General features: G+C 58.0%; 17 protein-coding genes. All 17 read right to left on the reverse strand.

The window, feature by feature from the left end; translation table 11 throughout:
* Window positions 1-14 precede the first annotated feature (14 nt).
* Complete coding sequence (locus K334_RS0109820; protein ID WP_025882029.1) at window positions 15-1,064, reverse strand: glycosyltransferase family 9 protein; 1,050 nt, start codon at window positions 1,062-1,064, stop codon at window positions 15-17.
* A 37-nt stretch (window positions 1,065-1,101) separates the two neighbouring features.
* Window positions 1,102-1,851 carry a lipopolysaccharide kinase InaA family protein gene (locus tag K334_RS0109825; protein WP_027444889.1) on the reverse strand — a complete coding sequence of 250 codons (750 nt, stop codon included), beginning with the start codon at window positions 1,849-1,851 and terminating at the stop codon, window positions 1,102-1,104.
* A 163-nt stretch (window positions 1,852-2,014) separates the two neighbouring features.
* Entirely contained in the window at window positions 2,015-2,959 is a 945-nt protein-coding gene (locus K334_RS0109835; protein ID WP_262499396.1) for a lysophospholipid acyltransferase family protein, read from the reverse strand.
* A gap of 96 nt (window positions 2,960-3,055) precedes the next feature.
* On the reverse strand, window positions 3,056-4,909 hold the full coding sequence (locus K334_RS0109840) for an ABC transporter ATP-binding protein (RefSeq protein WP_027444891.1): 1,854 nt from the start codon (window positions 4,907-4,909) through the stop codon (window positions 3,056-3,058).
* Window positions 4,910-4,959: 50 nt separating this feature from the next.
* A complete protein-coding gene (miaB, locus tag K334_RS0109845) occupies window positions 4,960-6,330 on the reverse strand; it encodes a tRNA (N6-isopentenyl adenosine(37)-C2)-methylthiotransferase MiaB (RefSeq protein ID WP_025882030.1) in 1,371 nt (456 codons plus the stop codon).
* Between the two features lie 64 nt (window positions 6,331-6,394).
* Window positions 6,395-7,378, reverse strand: coding sequence for a phosphatase PAP2 family protein (locus tag K334_RS0109850; RefSeq protein WP_027444892.1), 984 nt, complete (start codon window positions 7,376-7,378; stop codon window positions 6,395-6,397).
* Complete coding sequence (locus tag K334_RS0109855; protein WP_027444893.1) at window positions 7,375-8,376, reverse strand: NAD-dependent epimerase/dehydratase family protein; 1,002 nt, start codon at window positions 8,374-8,376, stop codon at window positions 7,375-7,377. The genes K334_RS0109850 and K334_RS0109855 overlap by 4 nt, the downstream gene beginning before the upstream one ends.
* 593 nt (window positions 8,377-8,969) lie before the next feature.
* Window positions 8,970-10,184 (reverse strand): glycosyltransferase family protein, encoded by a 1,215-nt coding sequence (locus K334_RS0109860; RefSeq protein ID WP_027444894.1) that lies wholly within the window; start codon window positions 10,182-10,184, stop codon window positions 8,970-8,972.
* On the reverse strand, window positions 10,160-12,160 hold the full coding sequence (porZ, locus tag K334_RS0109865) for a type IX secretion system anionic LPS delivery protein PorZ (RefSeq protein WP_025882031.1): 2,001 nt from the start codon (window positions 12,158-12,160) through the stop codon (window positions 10,160-10,162). The genes K334_RS0109860 and porZ overlap by 25 nt, the downstream gene beginning before the upstream one ends.
* Before the next feature lie 16 nt (window positions 12,161-12,176).
* A complete protein-coding gene (locus K334_RS0109870) occupies window positions 12,177-12,791 on the reverse strand; it encodes a non-canonical purine NTP diphosphatase (protein ID WP_025882033.1) in 615 nt (204 codons plus the stop codon).
* On the reverse strand, window positions 12,788-13,726 hold the full coding sequence (locus K334_RS0109875) for a YitT family protein (RefSeq protein ID WP_404828098.1): 939 nt from the start codon (window positions 13,724-13,726) through the stop codon (window positions 12,788-12,790). The genes K334_RS0109870 and K334_RS0109875 overlap by 4 nt, the downstream gene beginning before the upstream one ends.
* Complete coding sequence (leuS, locus tag K334_RS0109880; protein ID WP_027444896.1) at window positions 13,726-16,590, reverse strand: leucine--tRNA ligase; 2,865 nt, start codon at window positions 16,588-16,590, stop codon at window positions 13,726-13,728. The genes K334_RS0109875 and leuS overlap by 1 nt, the downstream gene beginning before the upstream one ends.
* Window positions 16,591-16,774: 184 nt before the next feature.
* On the reverse strand, window positions 16,775-16,873 hold the full coding sequence (locus tag K334_RS14850) for a smalltalk protein (RefSeq protein ID WP_235782199.1): 99 nt from the start codon (window positions 16,871-16,873) through the stop codon (window positions 16,775-16,777).
* Window positions 16,873-17,361 carry an HU family DNA-binding protein gene (locus tag K334_RS0109890; RefSeq protein WP_025882035.1) on the reverse strand — a complete coding sequence of 163 codons (489 nt, stop codon included), beginning with the start codon at window positions 17,359-17,361 and terminating at the stop codon, window positions 16,873-16,875. Before K334_RS0109890 ends, K334_RS14850 begins: the two co-directional genes overlap by 1 nt.
* Before the next feature lie 222 nt (window positions 17,362-17,583).
* Window positions 17,584-18,039, reverse strand: a complete 456-nt coding sequence (locus tag K334_RS0109895) for a D-Ala-D-Ala carboxypeptidase family metallohydrolase (RefSeq protein ID WP_036890295.1) — start codon at window positions 18,037-18,039, stop codon at window positions 17,584-17,586.
* 268 nt (window positions 18,040-18,307) lie between these two features.
* On the reverse strand, window positions 18,308-18,733 hold the full coding sequence (locus K334_RS14240) for a hypothetical protein (RefSeq protein WP_154655589.1): 426 nt from the start codon (window positions 18,731-18,733) through the stop codon (window positions 18,308-18,310).
* 138 nt (window positions 18,734-18,871) lie between these two features.
* Entirely contained in the window at window positions 18,872-19,969 is a 1,098-nt protein-coding gene (locus K334_RS13860) for a C1 family peptidase (protein ID WP_248623515.1), read from the reverse strand.
* Window positions 19,970-20,196: the final 227 nt, after the last annotated feature.

Consider the following 20,196-nt stretch of genomic DNA (forward strand, 5'->3'; position numbering starts at 1 on the left):
TCATCCCAACACCCTTACACCCTTACACCCTCACACCCCAACAACTCAACAAACGGTCGGAGTCGCTGCCACACGGCTTCGACCGTTATGTATCCGTAGGCCTCCGCACAGGGCATGTCGGGCGTGGCACCCAGTTCAAGGGCGGTGACGCCTTCGGCCGGAACGTCGTTCCGTGGCAGCCATTTGGCCTTGCTGACATTCGGCGCGAACACCACGAACGAGGGTTTGCCGCAGGCATGCGCCACGTGGCGAGCCCCACCCTCATTGCCGAAATACATGGTCACGGCCGAGCACAGAGCCACCAACTCACGCTGACTGCGGGCCTGCACGTCGATAAAGACGTTGCGGGGACTCCCCAATCGCTCGTAGATGTGGCGGGCGGCGGCTTCCTCCTGGCCCGGCGCATAGTTGAAGATGAACTGCATGTCGGGCCAAGTTTGCGTCATTCGGCGCAACACCGCCGTCATGCGGTCCTCATCCCAGGTCTTACTGAGCAGTTTGGCGGTGACGCCGGCCAGCAGAATGGGGCGTTGCAGGTCGATTCCTTCGGCCCTGAGATAGGCGCGATAGCGGGCATGTTCCTCGTCGGTGATATGGAGCGAGAACATGGAATCATACCGGATGGGGGCCACTTCCTCAAGCGGCCGCAGGAAGGACAGGTTGTGGTCGATGATGTTTTGGTCGGCGCGACAGGGCATGACGGTGTGGTTGTATAGCCCGATGCGGTGGCGTTTGCGCAGTCCGACGCGGAAGCGCGACCGTGGGGAGAAGAGCACGAAGGGCAGGGTGTTGGGCGTGGAGCGCAGGTCGATGATTGCGTCGTAGCGACCGCGGCGCACCGTCTGCCACACCTTGCGCAGATAGCACCACACGCTGTGGCGTTCGTCATAGCTGAAGGGAATCAGATGGTCTATCGAGGGATGGCCCTCGAAGAGCGCGCAGAGGTTGGCGTTGAGTACAAAGTCGATGGTGGCGTCGGGAAACGTGCGGCGCAGCGTGTTGAGCACCACGGTAGAAAGGATGGCGTCGCCCATCTGGCGAAAGCGGATGACGAGGATGTTCATGCGGTCTGGTTGATAGAGATGATGAATGGCCTGTTTTCTACAGTTTTACCTGGTAGGAAACACTGTGTTTCTTCAAGTATTTGGTCCAGAACTTGCGGCGGGCAGAGAGGATGAGGCGCTCGCTCTCGTTGATGTCGAAGCCGCGGGCGGTGGCGTAGCTGCGGGCCAGGAGCATGAAGAAGCGGATGGAGCCCCACAGGCGTGCGAAGTTGGCGCAGCCCTGCCGCTTGTCGACGGGGCCGATGCGCATGCGGTTGATGTCGACCAGGGAGAAGACGAAGCGGCCTTCGGCGTCGCGGTCCCACAGGATGTTGCCCGGCGAGTAGTCGAGGTGCATGATCCCGGCGGCGTGGAGGCGTGCCGTGTAGCGGCCGAAGGCGCTGCAGAAGTCCTCGTAGCTGCCCTTCTTGGCGCGGCCGAACTCGTACATGTCGTGGCGGTAGGGGCATTGCAGGCTGATGAAATAGCTGTAGCCCAGCAGTCCCAGGTGGCGCTTCTCGATGTAGGCCACGGGCTCGGGCGTGTCGAAGCCGGCCTTGCGGAGCACTTCGGGATATTCCCAGGCCCGTTGTCCCTTGGGTTTGCGAATGCCCAGGGAGTAGATCAGCAGGTTGACGTGGCGGGGACGGCGGTAGCGTTTCACGTTGAGGACGGTGCCGTCGGGGGCCGTGAACTTCTTGATGAGGTTGCGCCTGCCGCCGTAGACATGCTCGCCTTCGTTTTCGAAGCGGGACGGAAGGGCTGCAAGCCAGGCCTGCAAGTGGGTGTATTTGGGGTTTATTTTCATGTTTTCGTTTGTTTTTTGCTTTTTTTGATTGGAGGGGAAGGCGGAGGGGAAGGCGGAGGAGAAGGGGGCGGGAAGGACGGGACTGAAAGGGACGGGCGATGATATCGCCCGCTACACAGAACATCTTGGCGGACATGCCACTTGATTTCTCACTTTCAATTCATCATTTCCCATTCCTCATTTCCCATTCCTTCTTCGTCCGTTTCCATCGGTTGTGCGTCCAGAGGTAGTAGCGCGGTTCGCGGCGGATGGTGGCTTCGAGCAGTTGGAAGAAGCGGATGGTGATGGCATGCTCGGGCATGTCGTTGGGCCGGCGGGTGATGAGGTGGTAGGTGGCGGTGTAGTAGCCGCGGCGGGGGCGGCTCATCTCCACGTAGAACACGGCGTCGTCCATCTTGCGCATGATGCGTTCGCCGCCCGTGAAGACCGGTGTCTCGGGGTGGTTGAGGAACGGCAGCCACAAATGGATGTTTTGCCACTTGGGCCCTTGGTCACTGATGTAGCCGAAGATGGACATGATACCGCGCCGCCGGTAGTCGACGAGATGGCGCAGGATGTCTTTCTTGGGGATGGGCACAGCGTTCTTCTCGTGCGAGCGGATGCGGCGGAAGAGGTTGTCGAAGGCCTTGTTGCGCAACGGATGATAGATGAGGCCCGTCACACGGCTCTCGTCGAGGTCGATGCCCACGCACGACAGCCATTCCCAGTTGCAGTAGTGTCCAAGGATGGCCGCCACGTTCTGGCCCTCGCGGAAGCATTGCTCCACCTGTTCGGAACCGATGACGCGGAACCGTCGGCGCAGTTCGCCGTCGCTGATGGACAGCAGTTTGATGGCCTCGAAGAAGTAGTCGGCGAACCATCGGTAGAAGCCGCGCTCAATGCGTCGTATCTCGGCCGCACTCTTCTCGGGGAACGAACTCGTCAGGTTGCGGCGCACGGTGCTCCGTCGGTAGCGGAAGACATAGTAGAGCAGCAGATATTCGAAATCGGCCACCACGTAGAGCAGGCGCAGCGGCAACAAGGAGAGGATGTAGAAGAACTTGAACATAAGATACCTACCCCAACCCTCCCAAAGGGAGGGAGTGCCTGACGGGGTAAAACGAGTTATATTTTTGGTTGTAATTTATTACTTTAAAGTCAGCCGTTTATTTATAAATAGCGCAAGTGAGTGGCTCCCTCCCTTTGGGAGGGTTGGGGTGGGTATCTACTGTTGCATATCGTGCAACTTCTTATAATACCCATCCTTTTCGATGAGGCTTTGGTGGGTACCACGCTCCACGATACGGCCCTCGTGGAGCACGCATATCTCATCGGCGTTCTTGATGGTAGACAGGCGATGGGCGATAGCCACGGTGGTGCGCGTCTTCATTAGTCGCTCCAAAGCATCCTGAACAAGCCGTTCGCTCTCGGTGTCGAGTGCCGAAGTGGCTTCGTCAAGGATCAGTATGGGCGGGTTCTTTAGGATGGCACGCGCAATACTTACACGCTGACGCTGACCGCCCGACAGCCTTCCGCCACGGTCGCCGATATTGGTATCGAAGCCTTGTTCCGACGCCATGATGAAGTCATAGGCATTGGCAATCTTGGCCGCTTCTATGATTTGATCCTCCGTAGCGTTGTCTACGCCGAAGGAAATGTTATTGCGGAATGTGTCGTTAAATAAGATTGCTTCCTGATTAACGTTACCGATGAGTTGGCGAAGATCGTGCAAACCAAGGTCGCGCACATTGATTCCATCTATCAATATCTCACCTTCCTGCACATCGTAATAGCGTGGAATCAGGTCGACAAGCGTACTCTTACCCGACCCACTCTGACCCACCAAGGCCACGGTCTTACCCTTGGGAATGATGAGGTTAATATTTTTGAGCACGTAAATGAGCGGTTCACCCTCGCCCGAGGATGACGAACGGTAGGCGAAACTGACATTACGAAATTCTATCTGATGTTCAAAACTGCTGATATGAGTGGGATTTTCTTTCTCCTTAATATCAATTTCGGCCTTCAATATCTTGTCTACACGTTCCATCGAAGCCAATCCCTTCGGTATGTTATAGCCCGCCTTGGAAAACTCTTTCAGCGGATTGATGATACTATAAAGCAGCGTCATGTAGTAGATAAACGAAGGTCCGTCGATGGTTTTATTGCTCAACACGAGAATACCGCCGAACCACAGCACAACAACAATCATCACCGTACCCAGAAACTCACTCATAGGGTGGGCCATTTGCTGACGAATATTCACCCGCATGATGTCACTTCGATAGGCCGAATTAACGCGATCGAAGCGGCGGTTCATCTTTTCCTCGGCACAGAAGGCTTTGATGATGCGCAAACCACCAAGCGTTTCCTCCACCTGACTCATCGTATCGCTCCACAGGGCCTGCGCTTTGATGCTCCGGGCCTTGAGCTTGCGTCCCACCAATCCCATGAACCAACCGAAAAGGGGCACGAAAACAATGGTGAAAATCGTCAGCTGCCACGACAGCAACACTAAGGCCGAGAAGTAGATAACGATAAGAATAGGGTTCTTGAAAAGCATGTCGAGGCTCGACATGATAGAGCTTTCTATCTCCTGCACGTCACCACTCATGCGGGCAATGATATCGCCTTTGCGCTCCTCGCTGAAGAAACCGATGGGCAACGCGTTGATTTTCTGATAGAGTTGGTTGCGAATATCGCGCACCACACCTGTACGAATAGGAATAATCGTGGCCGAAGAAAGGAAGTAGGCGGCCGTCTTGAGCATGGTCATGAAAGCCAACATGAGGCCGATGATGAGCAATGTGGTGGTGGCACCCCAGCTATTGACGAGCTGACTCACGTAGTAGTCCATGTTGTTCATCAGCGAATCCTTCAGGTTACTGAGCGTAACGGGCATGAGCGACGTAGCACTCTGTCCGTCGCCGGTCTTGAAAAGAATACTGAGCATGGGTATCAGCGTGGCAAAAGAGAACACGTTCAATATGGCCGAAAGGATATTGAAGAACACGCTCCACGCCAAGTAACGCTTGTAGGGCGGCACAAACCGAAGGAGAACTTGAAGGAATTCTTTCATGAAATGGCTTTTTAAAAGGGCCTGACGCTACCTGTCGGGGTCAGACTGAATTATATTTCTTCGCCAAACAACGTGGCACTGGTAGAGCCGGTGATTCTTACTTTCACCCGTTCACCGATATGATGATTACCCTTAGGAATGATAACGGCCTTGTTCTGTTCGGTTCGTCCCATGAGATGATTGCGATCGCGCTTGGCAAAACGCTCAATAAGTATCTCAAATTCCAGGCCCTCATCCTTCTTGTTTTGCTCGGCACTGATTTCCGTTTGCAACTGAATGAGTTTGTTCAGGCGGGCCACCTTCTCCTCTTCGGGTACGTTGTCGGGCAGGTGTTTGGCCGCATAAGTGCCGGGACGTTCGCTGTATTTGAACATGAATGCCGAATCGAAGCCCACTTCCCTGACCAGACTGAGCGTCTGTTCGTAATCTTCCTGCGACTCATTATGATAACCCACAAAGATGTCGGTGGTGAGTCCGCAACCCGGAATGATACGGCGGATAGCCTCAACTTTACTTAAATAGTCCTCGCGGGTGTACTTGCGGTTCATCACGCGCAACGTGGCGTTGCTACCACTCTGTGCCGGGAAATGGATATGTTTGCAGAGATTGGGTTCGTCGGCAATAGCATGGAGGATGTCCTCGGTCATGTCTTCGGGGTTAGAAGTGGTGAAACGCACGCGCATATCGGGCACGCTTTGGGCCACCTTGCGCAGCAGTTGGGCGAACGAAACGCCGTCGGCAGGTCGCTTCCCATTAGGCAACAGACCGTAAGAGTTGACATTCTGCCCCAGCAGCGTCACTTCCTTAAAACCCTTATCGTGCAAATCGCGCACCTCTTTCAATATACTTTCTACGTCGCGACTACGCTCCCGTCCACGCGTATAGGGCACAATGCAGTAATGACAGAAGTTATTACACCCGCGCATGATACTCACGAAGCCGCTCACTCGGTTGCCCCCGATGCGTTGCGGAATCACGTCGCGATAGGTTTCGGTGGTCGATAGCTCCACGTCGGCCGCGCTATGACCCAGTTCGCACTGCGCAATCATTTCGGGCAGATTAAGATAAGAGTCGGGACCGCACACCAAATTGGCGTGATGGTTTTGTATCAAGTCGTCCTTCACACGCTCAGCCATGCAGCCGAGAACGCCGAGGATGGGTTGTGGGGTTGTGAGGGTGTTGGGTTGTTGCCTTTTTTGTTCGGCGGCCCGTCTTCGCTGTTCGGCATGAAGCGTGTCAAGGCGATGATAAATCTTGTTTTCCGCATTCTCACGAATACTGCAGGTGTTGAGGAAGACAGCATCGGCCTCTTCCTCCGTTTCGCATATCTCGTAGCCGGCCATCTGCATCACAGACGCCACCACCTCACTGTCGGCCACGTTCATCTGGCAACCGTATGTTTCGATATAGAGTTTCTTCATATTATATTGCTTGTTGTTTGAGATTGGACAGCCCAGACTGCTCCCGTCAGCCTGCTGTTCCCAGTCAGCGCCCCCTCCCTTTGGGAGGGATGGGGTAGGTTTTTGGGTAGGTCTTCATGAAAAGCCAGAAAGTCAATACTCCCGTAGGCAGTCCAGCGAAGGCGTCGACAGCGTAATGAGCCTGAATATAGACCGTAGCCAGACAAAGAAGGATGTAGAACGGGGTCATCAACAGGAGCAAACGATAATTGCGTGCCCAGCCGATGAGCAGCATGCAGACCGTAGAAATGCCCACGTGCGAACTGGGGAAGGCGGCCGTGGGACGCTCGCCGGCGGCCTTGGCGTCTTCTACCAGATGATAGAACAAGCCATCCTGATAGCCCGGACTGGGCAAACAATCCTGGTGAGTATTGAAATAATCGTGCACATTGGGGAACACACCGCGAGCAATATCGCCCATTCCTACGGCCTTGTAATAAAAGGTGGGGCCCACGACAGGCACCAGTACGAACACGACATAGTAGGCAAAGAACGACGCGATGAGCACGAACGTTGCCCGATGAAAATCTTTATAGCGATAGAAAAAGAAATATAATCCTGTCAACGCTATCATCGGATAGTAGGCGGCATAGCCCATATCCATGAGTTCGCTCACTATATACGACGGAAAACGCTGAGCAAAGACCAGCGCCGGCTGATAACCGAAGAACCATTGGTCGGCCCAAGCAAACTCATGGTCAAGATTGGGCAGCACGCGGTTCAACTCATACGTGTCGGGATACCACCAGGCCAGCAGCGCAAACTGTGCCATCACCCGAATAAACATCACCAACCGACAGGGCAACAGCCTGTAACTGGCCCACAAACCTGCCGTCATAATGCCCACTTTCAGCCGATCCCATATCATGGATTCGGGGTTTTCGAGGCGCGTAAAAGTGAAAAGCACCATCAATAACGTGAACATCATGTAGCCCAGTACGGCCCATTCCAAAGGGAGTAGGCCGCGTCGGGGAGAGGATTCTATCTTAAATAAATCTTTAATGATCATAACCAATGGTTCTCCTGATACCAGCGGATGGTGAGGTCGGTGCCTCGTTTCAGGTCGTAACGGGCGTGATAGCCCAGTTCATCCATCGTCGGTTCTATGTTGCATCGCCAGTTGCGCTGGCGCAGAATGTTGTATTTGTCGTTGTTGAGCGCCGTCATGCGGCCCGTGGCGCGCCCCCACCACTCCCCTACCCTCGTCACGAGGCGCAGCACCCACAGCGGTGCCGTCAGCCTGACGCGGAACGGGCGTCCCAGGGCGTCGTGGATGTAGTTGCTGAAGTCGCTGCTCTGATATACGTTGCCGTCGCTCAGGAAGTACTTGCGGCCGTTCATGCCGTGGTCGAAAGCCAGGAATACGGCTTGCACCACGTCCTCCACATACACGAAGGTGATGTCCTGACGGCGGAATCCCACCGCGAAGTCCATGTGCCGCCGAATGCCCTTGGCCATGAGGAAGTAGTCCTTCTCGCGCGGCCCGTAGACCCCCGTGGGCCGCAGCACGATGTAGGGGAAGTCGTTGCCGATGCTGTCGAGATAGCGTTCGGCCTCCAGCTTGCTCCGTCCGTAGGCCGTGTTGGGCCGCGGCATGTCGTTCTCGTCAATCTCCTGATAGGGTTGTTCTTCGCGGATGGCGCCGAAGACGCTGAGGCTGCTCAAATAGACGAAGCGGCGGAGCGGCATGTCGAGGGCCAGCAGGGCGTCGACCAAGTGCTTCGTCCCCTCGGTGTTGACACGGAAGAAGTCGTCCGTGCGCAGGCATTTGGTGGCCCCGGCGGCATGCACCACATAGTCGAAGCGGTGGCCCCGGAGCTGCTCCCGCAGCGTGTCTGCGGAAGAGAAGTCGAGTTCGATCAAATGAATGCGTGAATCCTGAAGGTATTGGCGCGAGCTGCTTTTCCTGACGCCGGCCCACACCTCCATGCCTCGGCGCAAGGCTTCTTCGACCACAAAACTGCCGATGAAGCCACTTGCGCCCGTCACTAATAAGTTGAAGTTCATTCTGTCTTATACGCGTATAGGCCGCAAAGATAGCGATTATTCCGTGGAAACGGCAAGAAAGGGCTTATTTTTCTATTTCTTTAAGCCTCAATAGACCCAACGGCCAACAGACCAACGGCCCAACGGCCCGACGGCCTCCCCCGCCCCCTCCAAAGGGAGGGGAGTGCAAACTCCCGACGGCCTCTCCCAAACCCTCCCCACGTAGGGAGGGCTTACCTGACGGATAGAAACAGGCAAAAGAAAGCTGAATGCTTCACATTCCACATGAAATTACACTACCTCCCACTCTCACTTCTCACTTCACATTCCACCTTGCTTTATGTCTTTCTTGGCCGCTTGCGGCCCTTATGTCTTTACCCCGACAACAAGGAAATATGTCCTTATGTCTTTATGTCTAAAAACACACAATCGGAAAAACATGTCCTTATGTCTTTATGTCTAAAACACACAATCAGAAAAAACATGTCCTTATGCCTTAAGAACATCATGTCTTTATGTCTTAAAGACAAAAGCTGTCCTTTTGCACGGTAATCGTGGCCCTTTTGTCTTGCAATCGTGGCCCTTTGGCAACGTGAAAGCGGGCCTTTGGCTTTCTACCCTTTTGCCTTTCTGCCTTTCGTGCTCTCCCCTACTGTGATTGCCATGATTACAAACGGCATGAAAGGGATGTGGAAGCGGGCTTCGCCATGGCCGGCGACCAGCAACATGAGCGTGCCGAGCAGCACCACGGCGGCGGGCAGGAGCAGGCGGCGGGGCTGTCGTGCCACGGCCACGAGGAAAAGGAGGAGCAGGGTGGCGTAGAAAAGCAGGTTGAAGACTGTCAGGGCCTGCACGGGCGTGAGGTGCGGCCAGTCGCGCCAAAGCGAGCGCAGGCTCAGCGGCCCATAGAGATAGGGCGATGTGGCCTTGTCGGGCAGGAAGGCGCAGAAGTTCACGTTGTCGGAAGCATAGGTTTCGGCCAGCTTGCGTGGCATTTGTGTCAGGTATTCTTCCGGGTGGCGGGCCATCCATTGCAGCGTGCGGCTGCGCCACAGGTCGTTGCGTTGCGGCGCGTTCAGGCCGTCGGGCGTACTGAGGAGGGCCGTGTCGGGTGCCGCCGCGTGGTCGACGGAATATTGCAGCAGCGCCATCCAGCCCGTTTGGGCCTGGCAGATGAAATGACCCGTGCGCAACTGGCAGCTGCCGCCGATGAGCAGCAGGGTGGCGGCATAGCTTAGGCACGTGGAAAGGATGGAGCGGCGTCGCCCGTGCGCCCACGCGTACACGGCCCAGGCCAGCAGGAAAACCAGCGCGAAGGGGCGAATCCACTGCGCCAAGGCCAACAGCGTGCCCGCCGCCAGCGGCCGATGGCGCAGTGCCTGATGGAAGGCGAGCATGACGAGAAAGACGAAGGGCGTTTCGCTCAGCACGGAAGTGCACTCGCCGTAGTTGGCGGGATAGGCCACGTAGAGGGCCAGGGTGAGCAGTGCCGTGCGACGGCCGAAGAGGCGGTGGGCCACGGCCGTCGTGAGCCAGGCCGTCGCCCCTTTGAGCACGGCGTAGAAAAGGAGCAGGGGAGTGATGGAGTGGGTGAGCCACAGGCTGAGAGCCACCAGGTTGATGGCCCCGCAGTTCCAGATGAAAGGTTCGTGGTTGATTTGTTGCAGCGTGGGGTAGAGGCTGCCTTGGGCCAGGCTTTGACGGGCCAGCAGCACATAGCCTTCGGCGTCGGGGTAGGGCGTGTAGCCGTAATGGGCCAGCAGCAGGAGTTGCGCCAGCGTGAAAAGGGCCGCGACCCCCAGCGTTATCTGACGATCGCGATTTTGCATACCGTTCCTTTCTTGCCGTCGGCGGTGGCCGTGAACACTGTGTAGACGCCGCTGGCCACCCGTCGGCCTTGGCGATCGCGTCCGTCCCAGGTGTAGCTGCCGCCCAGGCTCCGTCCCTGATGCACGAGCGTTCCGTCGGCTGTTGCTATCTTCACGTCGGCGTCAAAGCTCAGTCCGGTGATGGTGATGGGGCCGCTGTAGTCGGGCCGCACGGGGTTGGGATAGGCATACACGCTGTCCTGCCGCATCTCGCCGGCCGGTTCCGTGGCGTCGGCCACATAGGAGCAGAGGCCCTTGTCGGTGCCGATGAAGAGGCGGCCGGTGCGTCCGTCGATGGCCATGCTCTCCACATTGTCCGAGAGCAGGGGGCTGTTGGCACGCGTGAAGTGCTTCACTTCCCGGATGTTGTCGGCACTGATGAGATAGAGGCCGCTGCCGTTGGCGCCCATCCATTTGCGGTTGGCGCCGTCGATGGCGATGCAGTTGATGTCGACGCCGCCCAGCAGGTAGTCGGCACGGTCGCTGCCGTCGTCGCGGGGCACCTTCACCTGGGTGAACACGGGGTTTTCCTTCTCCGTTTCGGTGGCGTCGAGCATGAGCGGACCGATGTTGGTGGCCAGCCAGAGGTTGCCCTCGCGGTCTTCCACCGCGCTTCGCAGATGGGTGACGACGAGCGTCGTGCCGTCTTGGTTGACGAAATTGCGGATCATTCTCAGCTTGTCGGTGGCCGGCTCGTAGCATAGAAGGGCGGGCAGTCCCCAATGGGAGTTGACGAACCATAGGCGTCCTTGGCGGTCGAAGAAGGCGCTGCGCATGAAGAGAAGGCTTTGGCCGCCGTCCATCAGCCCTTGCTGGAAGTGGGACACCCATTCGCCTGTGGGCTTGATTTCGAAGAGGTTGCGGTCGGGCGAATAGCTGTTGAGCAGCCACAGGCTCCCTTGGGGGTCGAAAGTGAGGCCCGAAATGATGGTGTAGTCGGGGTTCACCCCCGTGGAAAGTTCGCTGTTGCTGCTGTTGAACGCGTCTTTGAGCACGCCGTGGTTGAAGGTGAACAGGCCGCTGCGGGCACCTACGGCCACGTGGGCCGTGTCGGTGGGGTCGACGGCCAACGCCTCCGAGGCCACGAAGTTCAGTCCGCTTTTCTCCTTCACGTGTTCGTCGAAGAGCGACCAGGCCTCGCCGTCGCCCTCCATCTGCTGCACCATGCCCGGCGTGCCGTCGTCGGTGAGGTAGCTGAAGCCGCCGCCGGTGGCATAGAGTCGGCCGTTGGCCCAGGTCAGTTGGTGGAATTTGTTGTAGCGGGGGCCGCCGGGGCGCAGCTGCCGCACCTCGGCCAGCAGCTGCGGGTCGATGTCTTGCGGCCGTGGCGTGTAGTCGCCCGTGCGCTGCCAGTTGGCTTTGTCGAGCAGGTTGGCCGTGAGCGGGGCCGAATAAAGTCCGTTGGTGGAGCTGGCAGCATAAAATCGGCTGCCTTCGATGTAGCAATGGTCTACGCGGAAGCCCAGGTTGTAGGTCTCGCTGACCTCCGCCTTGCGGGCGTTGAGCTTCACAATGCCGAAGCCCGTGCAGAGATAGGTGTGTTCGCCCTGCGTGTAGAGGCTGTAGACGGTCTTGTCGCCCGTCACGGTGGCGGTGTGGTAGGCGGTCAGGTTGCTGACGTCGCCACGGTCGTCGAGCAGGTCTATGTTCTGGTTCGTGTAGACGATGACGAGCCGGCGGGCCGCCGTGTTGTAGCTGATGTGGGCGATGTCGCAGTCGCTCAGGCTGCGGGCCTTGTCGAAGGTCTGCAGGCTCTGGTCGCCGCGGTTGTAGGAATAGAGCGCGCCCGAGGCCCTGACGTAGAGCAACTTGCCCGCCTGTTCCACTTGTTGCAGGTCGTGGTAGGCGGGATAGGCCCTCCAGGTGCCGGTCTGCGCCATGCCGTGAGAGGCTGTCAGCAGCAGGAGAGCGATGATGAGTTGGCGGGTGGTGTTCAAGTCGGCGGGTGGTTGTTCAGATGGATGGGTGAATGGGTTGGCGAGTCAGCTCGTCCACCAGCTTCTTCACGGCTCTTGCGCGGTGGCTGATGGTGTTCTTGACGGCTTCGCCAAGCTGCGCGAAGCTCTCCGTGTGGCCGTCGGGCACGAAGACGGGGTCGTAGCCGAAGCCTTCGGAACCGTGGGGCGAGGTGCTGATGCGGCCTTCCACGACGCCCTCGAACTGCTGTTCGCGGCCGAGCGGATGGTCGCCGTCATGGCGGATGAGCGAGATGACCGTGCGGAAACGGGCCTTGCGGTTGGCCTTGCCGGCCATTTCGCGCAACAGTTTGGCCATGTTGGCCCGGCTGTCGTGGTCGGTGCCTTCGGCATAGCGTGCGCTGTGTACGCCCGGCGCGCCGTCGAGGGCCTCCACTTCCAGCCCCGTGTCGTCGGCGAAGCAGTCCAGCCCGTAGCGGCTGAAGACGTATTCGGCCTTCTGGCGGGCGTTTTCCTCAAGCGTGTCGCCCGTCTCTGGGATGTCCACGTTGCAGCCGATGTCCTTCAGCGACACGACGTCGAAGCCGCTGCCGAGTATCTCGCGTATCTCCTCCAGCTTGTGCTTGTTGTTCGTTGCGAATACGATTTTCATGCCTTCTCTATCTCCTTTTTCTTCTTTACCTTCACTTTCATCTCGTCGAAGCCCTCGCCGTAGACGCCGATGACGCTGCTCTGGCTGACGAACGCGTTGGGGTCGATCATCTTGATCATGCGGAATATCTCCGTGCTCTCGTTCTTCTTGGCCAGCACGCAGAGCACTTTCACGTCCTGACCGGTGTACCAGCCGTGGCCGTCGAGTATCGTGACGCCGTGATTCGTCTGCGTTCCGATCTCGTCGGCGATTTCCATATACTTGCGGGAGAATATCATGAACTGCACCGATTCGCGTCGGGCGTTCATCACATAGTCGAGCGAGACGTTCTCAAGGGTCATCACGCAGAGTCCGAACATCACCTTGTGGGCGCGCTCGATGTAGGTTCCGAACTGCGGAATGAACATACAGCTGCCGATGATGCAGAAGTCGACGGCGATGAGGACGGTGCCCAGTGAGATGTTGTGATACTTGTTGATGGAGGCCGCGATGATGTCGGTGCCGCCCGTGGAGCCGTTGTGCAGGAACACCGTGGCCAGGGCAATGCCCGTGATGACGCATCCGATGACCATCGACATGAAGTCCTGGCCCTCACCCAGCAGCTTGATGGGCAGGCCGTTGGGCTGTTTGGGAAGGAGGTCTTGCGCCACAATCAGCATGAAATAGAGCGTGAAGATGGCGAAGATAGTCTTCATCATGAACTTGAATCCCAGCACTTTCAACGCGACGACAAGCAGCGCCAGGTTGATAATAATGTAGGTGTTCTCGATGCGGAAGCCCGTGGCGTAGTAGACAATGGCGGCCAATCCCGTCACGCCGCCGGCCACAATCTGGTAGGGCATGAGGAAAACGGTGAACGAAATGGTGTACAAAAGGAGACCGATGGTGATGAACAAGTAGTCCTTGGTCTCATTCCAGATTTGCTGTTTACGCATCATTTGATGACAATATTAATGATTTTTCGTGGTACGATGATTACTTTGACGATGCTCTTGCCTTCCAAATACTTCAGGCTTCGCTCGTCGTCGAGAACAGATTGCTCTATCAGCTCCTTGGAAGCGTCAACAGGGAAGAGCTTCTGATAGCGTGCCTTGCCGTTGAAGCTGACCGTGAGCTGCATCTCGTCTTCGGCCAGATAGGCGGCGTTCCATGTGGGCCATGCGGCGTCGCACACGCTGCCTTGCCCGCCCAGCTGCTGCCACAGCTCCTCGGCGACGTGCGGGGCGAACGGCGCCATCAGGATGGTGAGGTCGCGGAGCAGCCCGCGGCTGTGGCACTTCTGCTGTCCCAGTTCGTTGACGGCAATCATGAAAGCCGAGATGGCGGTGTTGTAGGAGAACTTCTCGATGTCTTCGGTCACCTTCTTGATGAGCTTGTGCAGGCTCTTGAGACTGTCCTTGCCCGGCTCTTCGTCGTTGACGACACTCCCGCCGGTGCGGTTGTCGAAGTAGAGATTCCAGAACTTGCGCAGGAAGCGGTGGCAACCGTCGATGCCGTTAGTGTCCCAGGGCTTGCTCGCTTCCACCGGACCGAGGAACATTTCATAGAGACGGAGCGTGTCGGCGCCGTACTTCTCGACGATTCTGTCGGGGTTGACAACGTTGAACATCGACTTCGACATCTTCTCAACGGCCCACCCGCAGATGTATTTACCGTCTTCCAAGATAAATTCGGCGTCGTTGTATTCGGGTCGCCAAGCCTTGAACGCCTCCAGGTCGAGCACGTCGTTGTCGACGATGTTCACGTCGACGTGGATGGGCGTAGTGTCGTATTGGTCTTTCAGTCCGAAAGATACAAAGACAGGAGCCGACGACGCCACATCCTCGGCCGACTTATTGACACGGTAAACGAAGTTGGAGCGCCCCTGAATCATACCTTGGTTGACAAGTTTGCGATAAGGTTCCTCCTTGCAACTTACGCCACAGTCGAACAGGAACTTGTTCCAGAAACGACTATAAATAAGGTGTCCCGTGGCATGCTCTGTGCCACCGACGTAGAGATCCACATCCTGCCAGTAGTCGTCGGCCGCTTTTCCCACGAGGGCCGTCGTGTTGCGGGCGTCCATATAGCGCAGATAGTAGGCCGAACTGCCCGCGAAGCCCGGCATGGTGTTGAGTTCGAGGCGGAAGACGGACACGTTGTCGACGCGCGCGGTCTCCGTCACCTCCCGGTTCTTCTCGTCCCACGCCCACCGCTTGGCACGTCCGAGAGGCGGTTCGCCGGTCTCGGTGGGCTTGTAGGTCTCGATGTCGGGCAGCTGCAAGGGCAGGCATTCCTCGGGTATCATCCGTGGCATGCCGTCCTTGTAATATACGGGGAACGGCTCGCCCCAGTAGCGTTGGCGCGAGAAGATGGCGTCGCGCAGGCGGTAGTTCACCTTTACGCGGCCCAATCCGTGGCTCTTCACGAACTCCTTCGTCGTGGCGATGGCCTCCTTCACGGTCAATCCGTTCAGGCTGAAGCCGTCGAGTGCCGTGCGTCCGGCCTTCGGCGAGTTCATCACCGTGCCCTCCTTGGCGTCGAAACTCTCCTCGCTGACATCGGCACCCTCGACCAGCGGGACGATGGGCAGGCCGAAATGCTTGGCGAAGGCATAGTCGCGGCTGTCGTGGGCGGGCACCGCCATGATGGCTCCCGTGCCGTAGCCGGCCAGCACATATTCGGATATATAGATGGGAATGTTGTCTCCCGTGAACGGATTGACGGCGTGGCTGCCGCTGAAGACGCCCGTCACCTTGCGGTCGCTCATGCGGTCCAGCTCGGTGCGCTTCTTGACATAGGCCAGGTATTCGTCCACTTCGGCCCGCTGCTCCGGCGTCGTCAGTTCGTCCACCAGCTCCGACTCGGGCGCCAGCACCATGAACGTCACGCCGAAAATCGTGTCGGCGCGCGTCGTAAAAATAGTGAAATGCCGCTCGCTGTCGGCCACCTTGAATTCCATTTCGGTGCCTTCGGAACGGCCGATCCAGTTGCGCTGCGTCTCCTTGATGGACTCCGTCCAGTCGATGGTGTCGAGTCCGTCGAGCAACCGCTGCGCGTAGGCCGACGTGCGCAGGCACCATTGCCGCATCTTCTTCTGCACCACGGGATAGCCGCCGCGCTCGCTCACGCCGTCCACCACCTCGTCGTTGGCCAGCACCGTGCCCAGTCCCGGGCACCAGTTGACCATCGTCTCGCCCAGGTAGGCGATGCGGTAGTTCATGAGCGTCTGCTGCTGCTCCACCTCGCTCATGGCGCGCCACTCCTCGGCCGTAAACCGCAGTTCCTCGCTCTGCGCCGCGTCGAGTCCTTCGGTGCCCCGCGTCTCGAAACGCTTCACCAGCTCTTCGATGGGACGGGCCTTCCGGCTGTCGTTGCAGAAGTAGCTGTCGAACATCCGCTCGAAGGCCCACTGCGTCCAGTGGTAGTAATCAGGGTCGCAGGTGCGCACCTCGCGGTCCCAGTCGAACGAGAAGCCTATCTTGTCCAGCTGGCGGCGATATCGTTGGATGTTCTCCTCGGTCGTCTTGGCCGGGTGCTGCCCCGTCTGGATGGCGTATTGCTCGGCGGGGAGTCCGTAGGCGTCGTAGCCCATGGGGTTCAGGACGTTGAAACCTTGCAGCCGTTTGTAGCGGGCGTAGATGTCCGAAGCGATGTATCCCAGCGGATGGCCCACATGCAGTCCGGCGCCGGAAGGGTAGGGGAACATGTTGAGCACGTAGAACTTGCTCTTCTTCTCATCCTCCACTACGTGGTAGGTCTTCTCTTCGGCCCATTTCCGTTGCCATTTGCTTTCAATGTCTCTGAAATTGTAATCCATTTTATGATTGTGTTATTTTGTTTTCGTCGGGTGATGGTTGCAAAGTTACATATTATTGCCGAGAAACGTCCCAGAAACGAATACAAAAAATCGGGCGGATTTTCACAAACCCGCCCGATTGTCAATCGGCATGATACAGCTTGTCAGCAAATGTCTCTCCGGCTGGAGCGACCCGTCGGCCGGCTCACAGGGTTTCGGCCCCCAGGGCGCCGAGCAGTGCCGAGGCCACCGCTATGACCACCTTGATGACGATCTGCCAGGAGTTGAGGTTCATCTTCGACATCAGTTGCCTCCTTCCTCTACGCCTGCGGGCTTGCCGCCGGGCTTGGTCGTAGTGGTCTTGTCGCCTTCGCCGTCGGCATGCTTGCCGTACTCGCGCAGTTCCACGCCTCTGAGCAGCGACTTGGTGCGCACCTTTCCGGCGCGGTCGACGGTCATCTCCGGCTGGAAGATTACGTGTATGTTGCGCAGGTTCTTGGCCAGGCTGAACTCCTTCTGCGTGTCGGCGGCGCGGGTGGATATCCCGATCTTGAAGCTGCCCAGGCCGTTGATCTTCACGCGCATGGAGTTCTGGAGCATGTCGGTCATCACCTCGGTCAGTTCGATGAGCACCGCCTGTACGTCGCTCTGCTTCATCGAACTGTTGCGCTCGATGATGGCGGCCAGTTGCTTGGTTTCGACGACGCCGCTGTGCGTCGCCCGGGCGAACCACTTGCCCTTCGTCTTGCTTTCCTTTCGGTTGTCCTGATACATTTTGTAATTTACTGCCATAATGTCTTGGTGTTTTAAATGGTTGATAATTGATTGATTGATAATTGATTGATTTATGAAGACGAGGTCGTTGCCGGCGTTTGACCTCGAGGTTCTTAGCCTCCCCCGCCCCTCCAAAGGAGGGGAGTGCCTGCTGGAATGAAGCAGGCGACGGAAGCGGGCGGCTCCCCCTTGTAGGGGAGATGGGGCGGGGGAGCCGCTCTAACTTCACATTTCACATTCCTAATTCCCCATATAGTAAGGAATCATGACGCAGCGGTTGTGGCTTTCGTTGTAGCTCACGTGAATCCACTCGCCACCCTGGGCGTTGTGTTCCAGCAGCAGCTGGTCGTAGTCCAGTGTCATGAAGATGAACTCAAGCATTTCAACGCCGCGTCGGCGGTCGGGGATGTGGATGTCGGCCGCCTGGCCCAGGATGTGCTGCGAGCGCTTGACGCCACCCACCAGGTGGTTGAGCCACGCCGACCGATAGCCGCTCGTCACCCGGACGGGTCCGAACTCCTTGCGGAGCGGCTCCAGCACCTTCGTGCAGAGCGTTTGCAGGTTGTGGATGACCTCCGGTGTCGGCGTGTTGTCGATGTCGTAGAGGCGGGCGGTCTCCGAGTGCGTCATCTCTTCGAGCGTGAAGTGGGGTGTCAGCCTGAACGGACAAGCGTGTTGTGTGTTTTCTCTTTTCATGTTTCGATTTTTTTTGTTGTTTTTGTTCATGTTCGCCCGAGGGTTTTTCATAGTATTGGATTCAGGCGGTCAATGTCGTGTGTTTCTCTTATTGACAATGCAAAGTTACGACGTTTTCCGGCTTGTTGCAAGAAGCTGTGCGATACACTTGTGCCTACATCCTTTCTGCCCTGCGACGGCAGTCTTTCTGTCCTGCGACGGCGGTTCTTTCAGCACGCGACGGCAGCCCTTTCAGCACGCGACGGCAGCCCTTTCGCCGGCCGAAAGCTCAGCTTCGGTCGAGCAGTTCGCGGCGGGGGTCGCAGCCGTTGAGCTTCATCAGCACCCAGCGGTCGAGCAGCGAGCTTTGGCGCATCGACTTCCGCATGCGCGCCCGGTAGGCATACGACCGCGGATTGCGGGGCACGGGCTTCACCAGTCGGCGGCAGACGGCCCGCACCATGTAGCTGAAGGTGAGGTCGCAGCCCCGTGCGTCCTTCACGTCGCCGAGCGTGTAGACGTCGTCAATCATCTCCACCAGGTCGGTGGTGGTGCTTTTCCACTTCGGCCGCCCCTCGGCGCGGTCGTCCATCAGTTCCATCACGAGCTGTTGCATCTCCGTCATGGCTTCTTCCCGCAACGGTCTGAGTTCGGATTTCCTGAAAGTCCTCACTCGTCCCTGATACATCAATTTTACATTTACGTCTTCCATCATGTTCATTATAAGATTTGTGTGTTGTTTTCGCCTGCAAAGTTAGGGCGTATGATGGAAATATAATTTCACCGAAGGGTCGGAAAGGTTTAAAAGGTGTTAGGATGTTGGGGTGAAGGGGTGTTTTTTGGGGGGCGGGTGTCAATTCGACCGCTTCATCACCACGCAGATGGTGTTTTGTCGCAGATAGTTTTCGTTCATGTAGACGAAGCCCCCGAAGGCGTTGCCGGTGCCCCAGGAGTTCTTGGCCACGTAGAGTTTGTGGCCCTTGCGGGTGCGCACGATGCCGACGAGCGCCATGCAATGGTCGTCGGTGGTCTGCCGCCGCTCGAAAAGCCGCTGGCGAAGAGCCTGGCCGACATGCAGCCGCGGGTCGACGCGGGCCGTGCCGCTGGCGAAGGAGAAGCCGTCGTTGGAGATGTCGCCCTCCCAGCACACGGGATGGCCGTGGCGCAGGGAGCGGTCGACGCGGCTGACGAGCGTGTCGAGCGGCAGGTTGAGGCAGAGGTCGCCCATGCGGTTGTCGGGCACTTCGAGGGCGAACCTCCGGCCGAAGGGGTGGTGCGTGAAGCTGGTCAGGGCCTCATATTCGTCGGTGCGGCACACGCTGTGGGCGAACTCCAGGGGCGTGTAGCTGGCCCCGAGCATGTAGACCCGGGCCGCGGGCATGACGCCGAGCCCTTGGTCGAGCAGGTCGTCGGCGCGCCGTTGCAGCCGATGGAGGTCGGGCGCGTGGCGCGAGGCCTGCTCCAGCTGCCGGCACAGCACGTTGCAGTTGGCCCGCGGCTCGCGTTCGGGATAGCTGTCGTAGGGCACGAGGCCGTAGGTCTGGACGAGGCGGAGGAGCATGGGGGCCGTGCCTCGCAGCGTGATGGCCGTCCGGCCGTGGCCCAGGTAGTGGCTGCGGGCCTGCTGCGTGAGGTAGAGGCGGGCGATGTAGTCGGGCGAAAGGTTGACGGAGTCGCCCTGCGTCAGGTGTTCGGTCTCGATGGTGGCCAGCATGGCGTAGACCCAGCACAGCTCGCTGCGGCCCTGGTCCTTGACGGGCGTGGTCTTGAGCATGATCTCCGTCGTGAGGTGGGGCCGTGGCGTGGGCTTGGGCGGCGTGGAACGGCCGCAGCCGAGGAGGAGGAAGGAGAGGAGGAAAAGGCCCGTCGGCCATTTCAGGACGGTGCGAGGCGAGGGCGTGGAGGCTGTGCGAACCTCCTTGAAGCTGCAAGCTGATTCTTTCATTTTCATCTTTTTTCTGTGTAGGGGGCGTGCCGTTGCCGGCGGTTTGCGCATGGCGAAGTTACGGAAAAAAGGCGGCATGCGCAAGCCCGTGGCCCTTTTACGTGTTTTTTCCGCCTTTCGTGGCGGTTGTGGCGGACTGTCGTTTAACTCATATTAACGCGACTGGGTTGCGAAAGCACCTGTTTTTTGCCTACCTTTGATAACTTTTACAGCATTCGCTGTCACTTATTGGT

The organism is Segatella baroniae DSM 16972 = JCM 13447, assembly GCF_000426585.1.
Lineage (GTDB): Bacteria > Bacteroidota > Bacteroidia > Bacteroidales > Bacteroidaceae > Prevotella > Prevotella baroniae.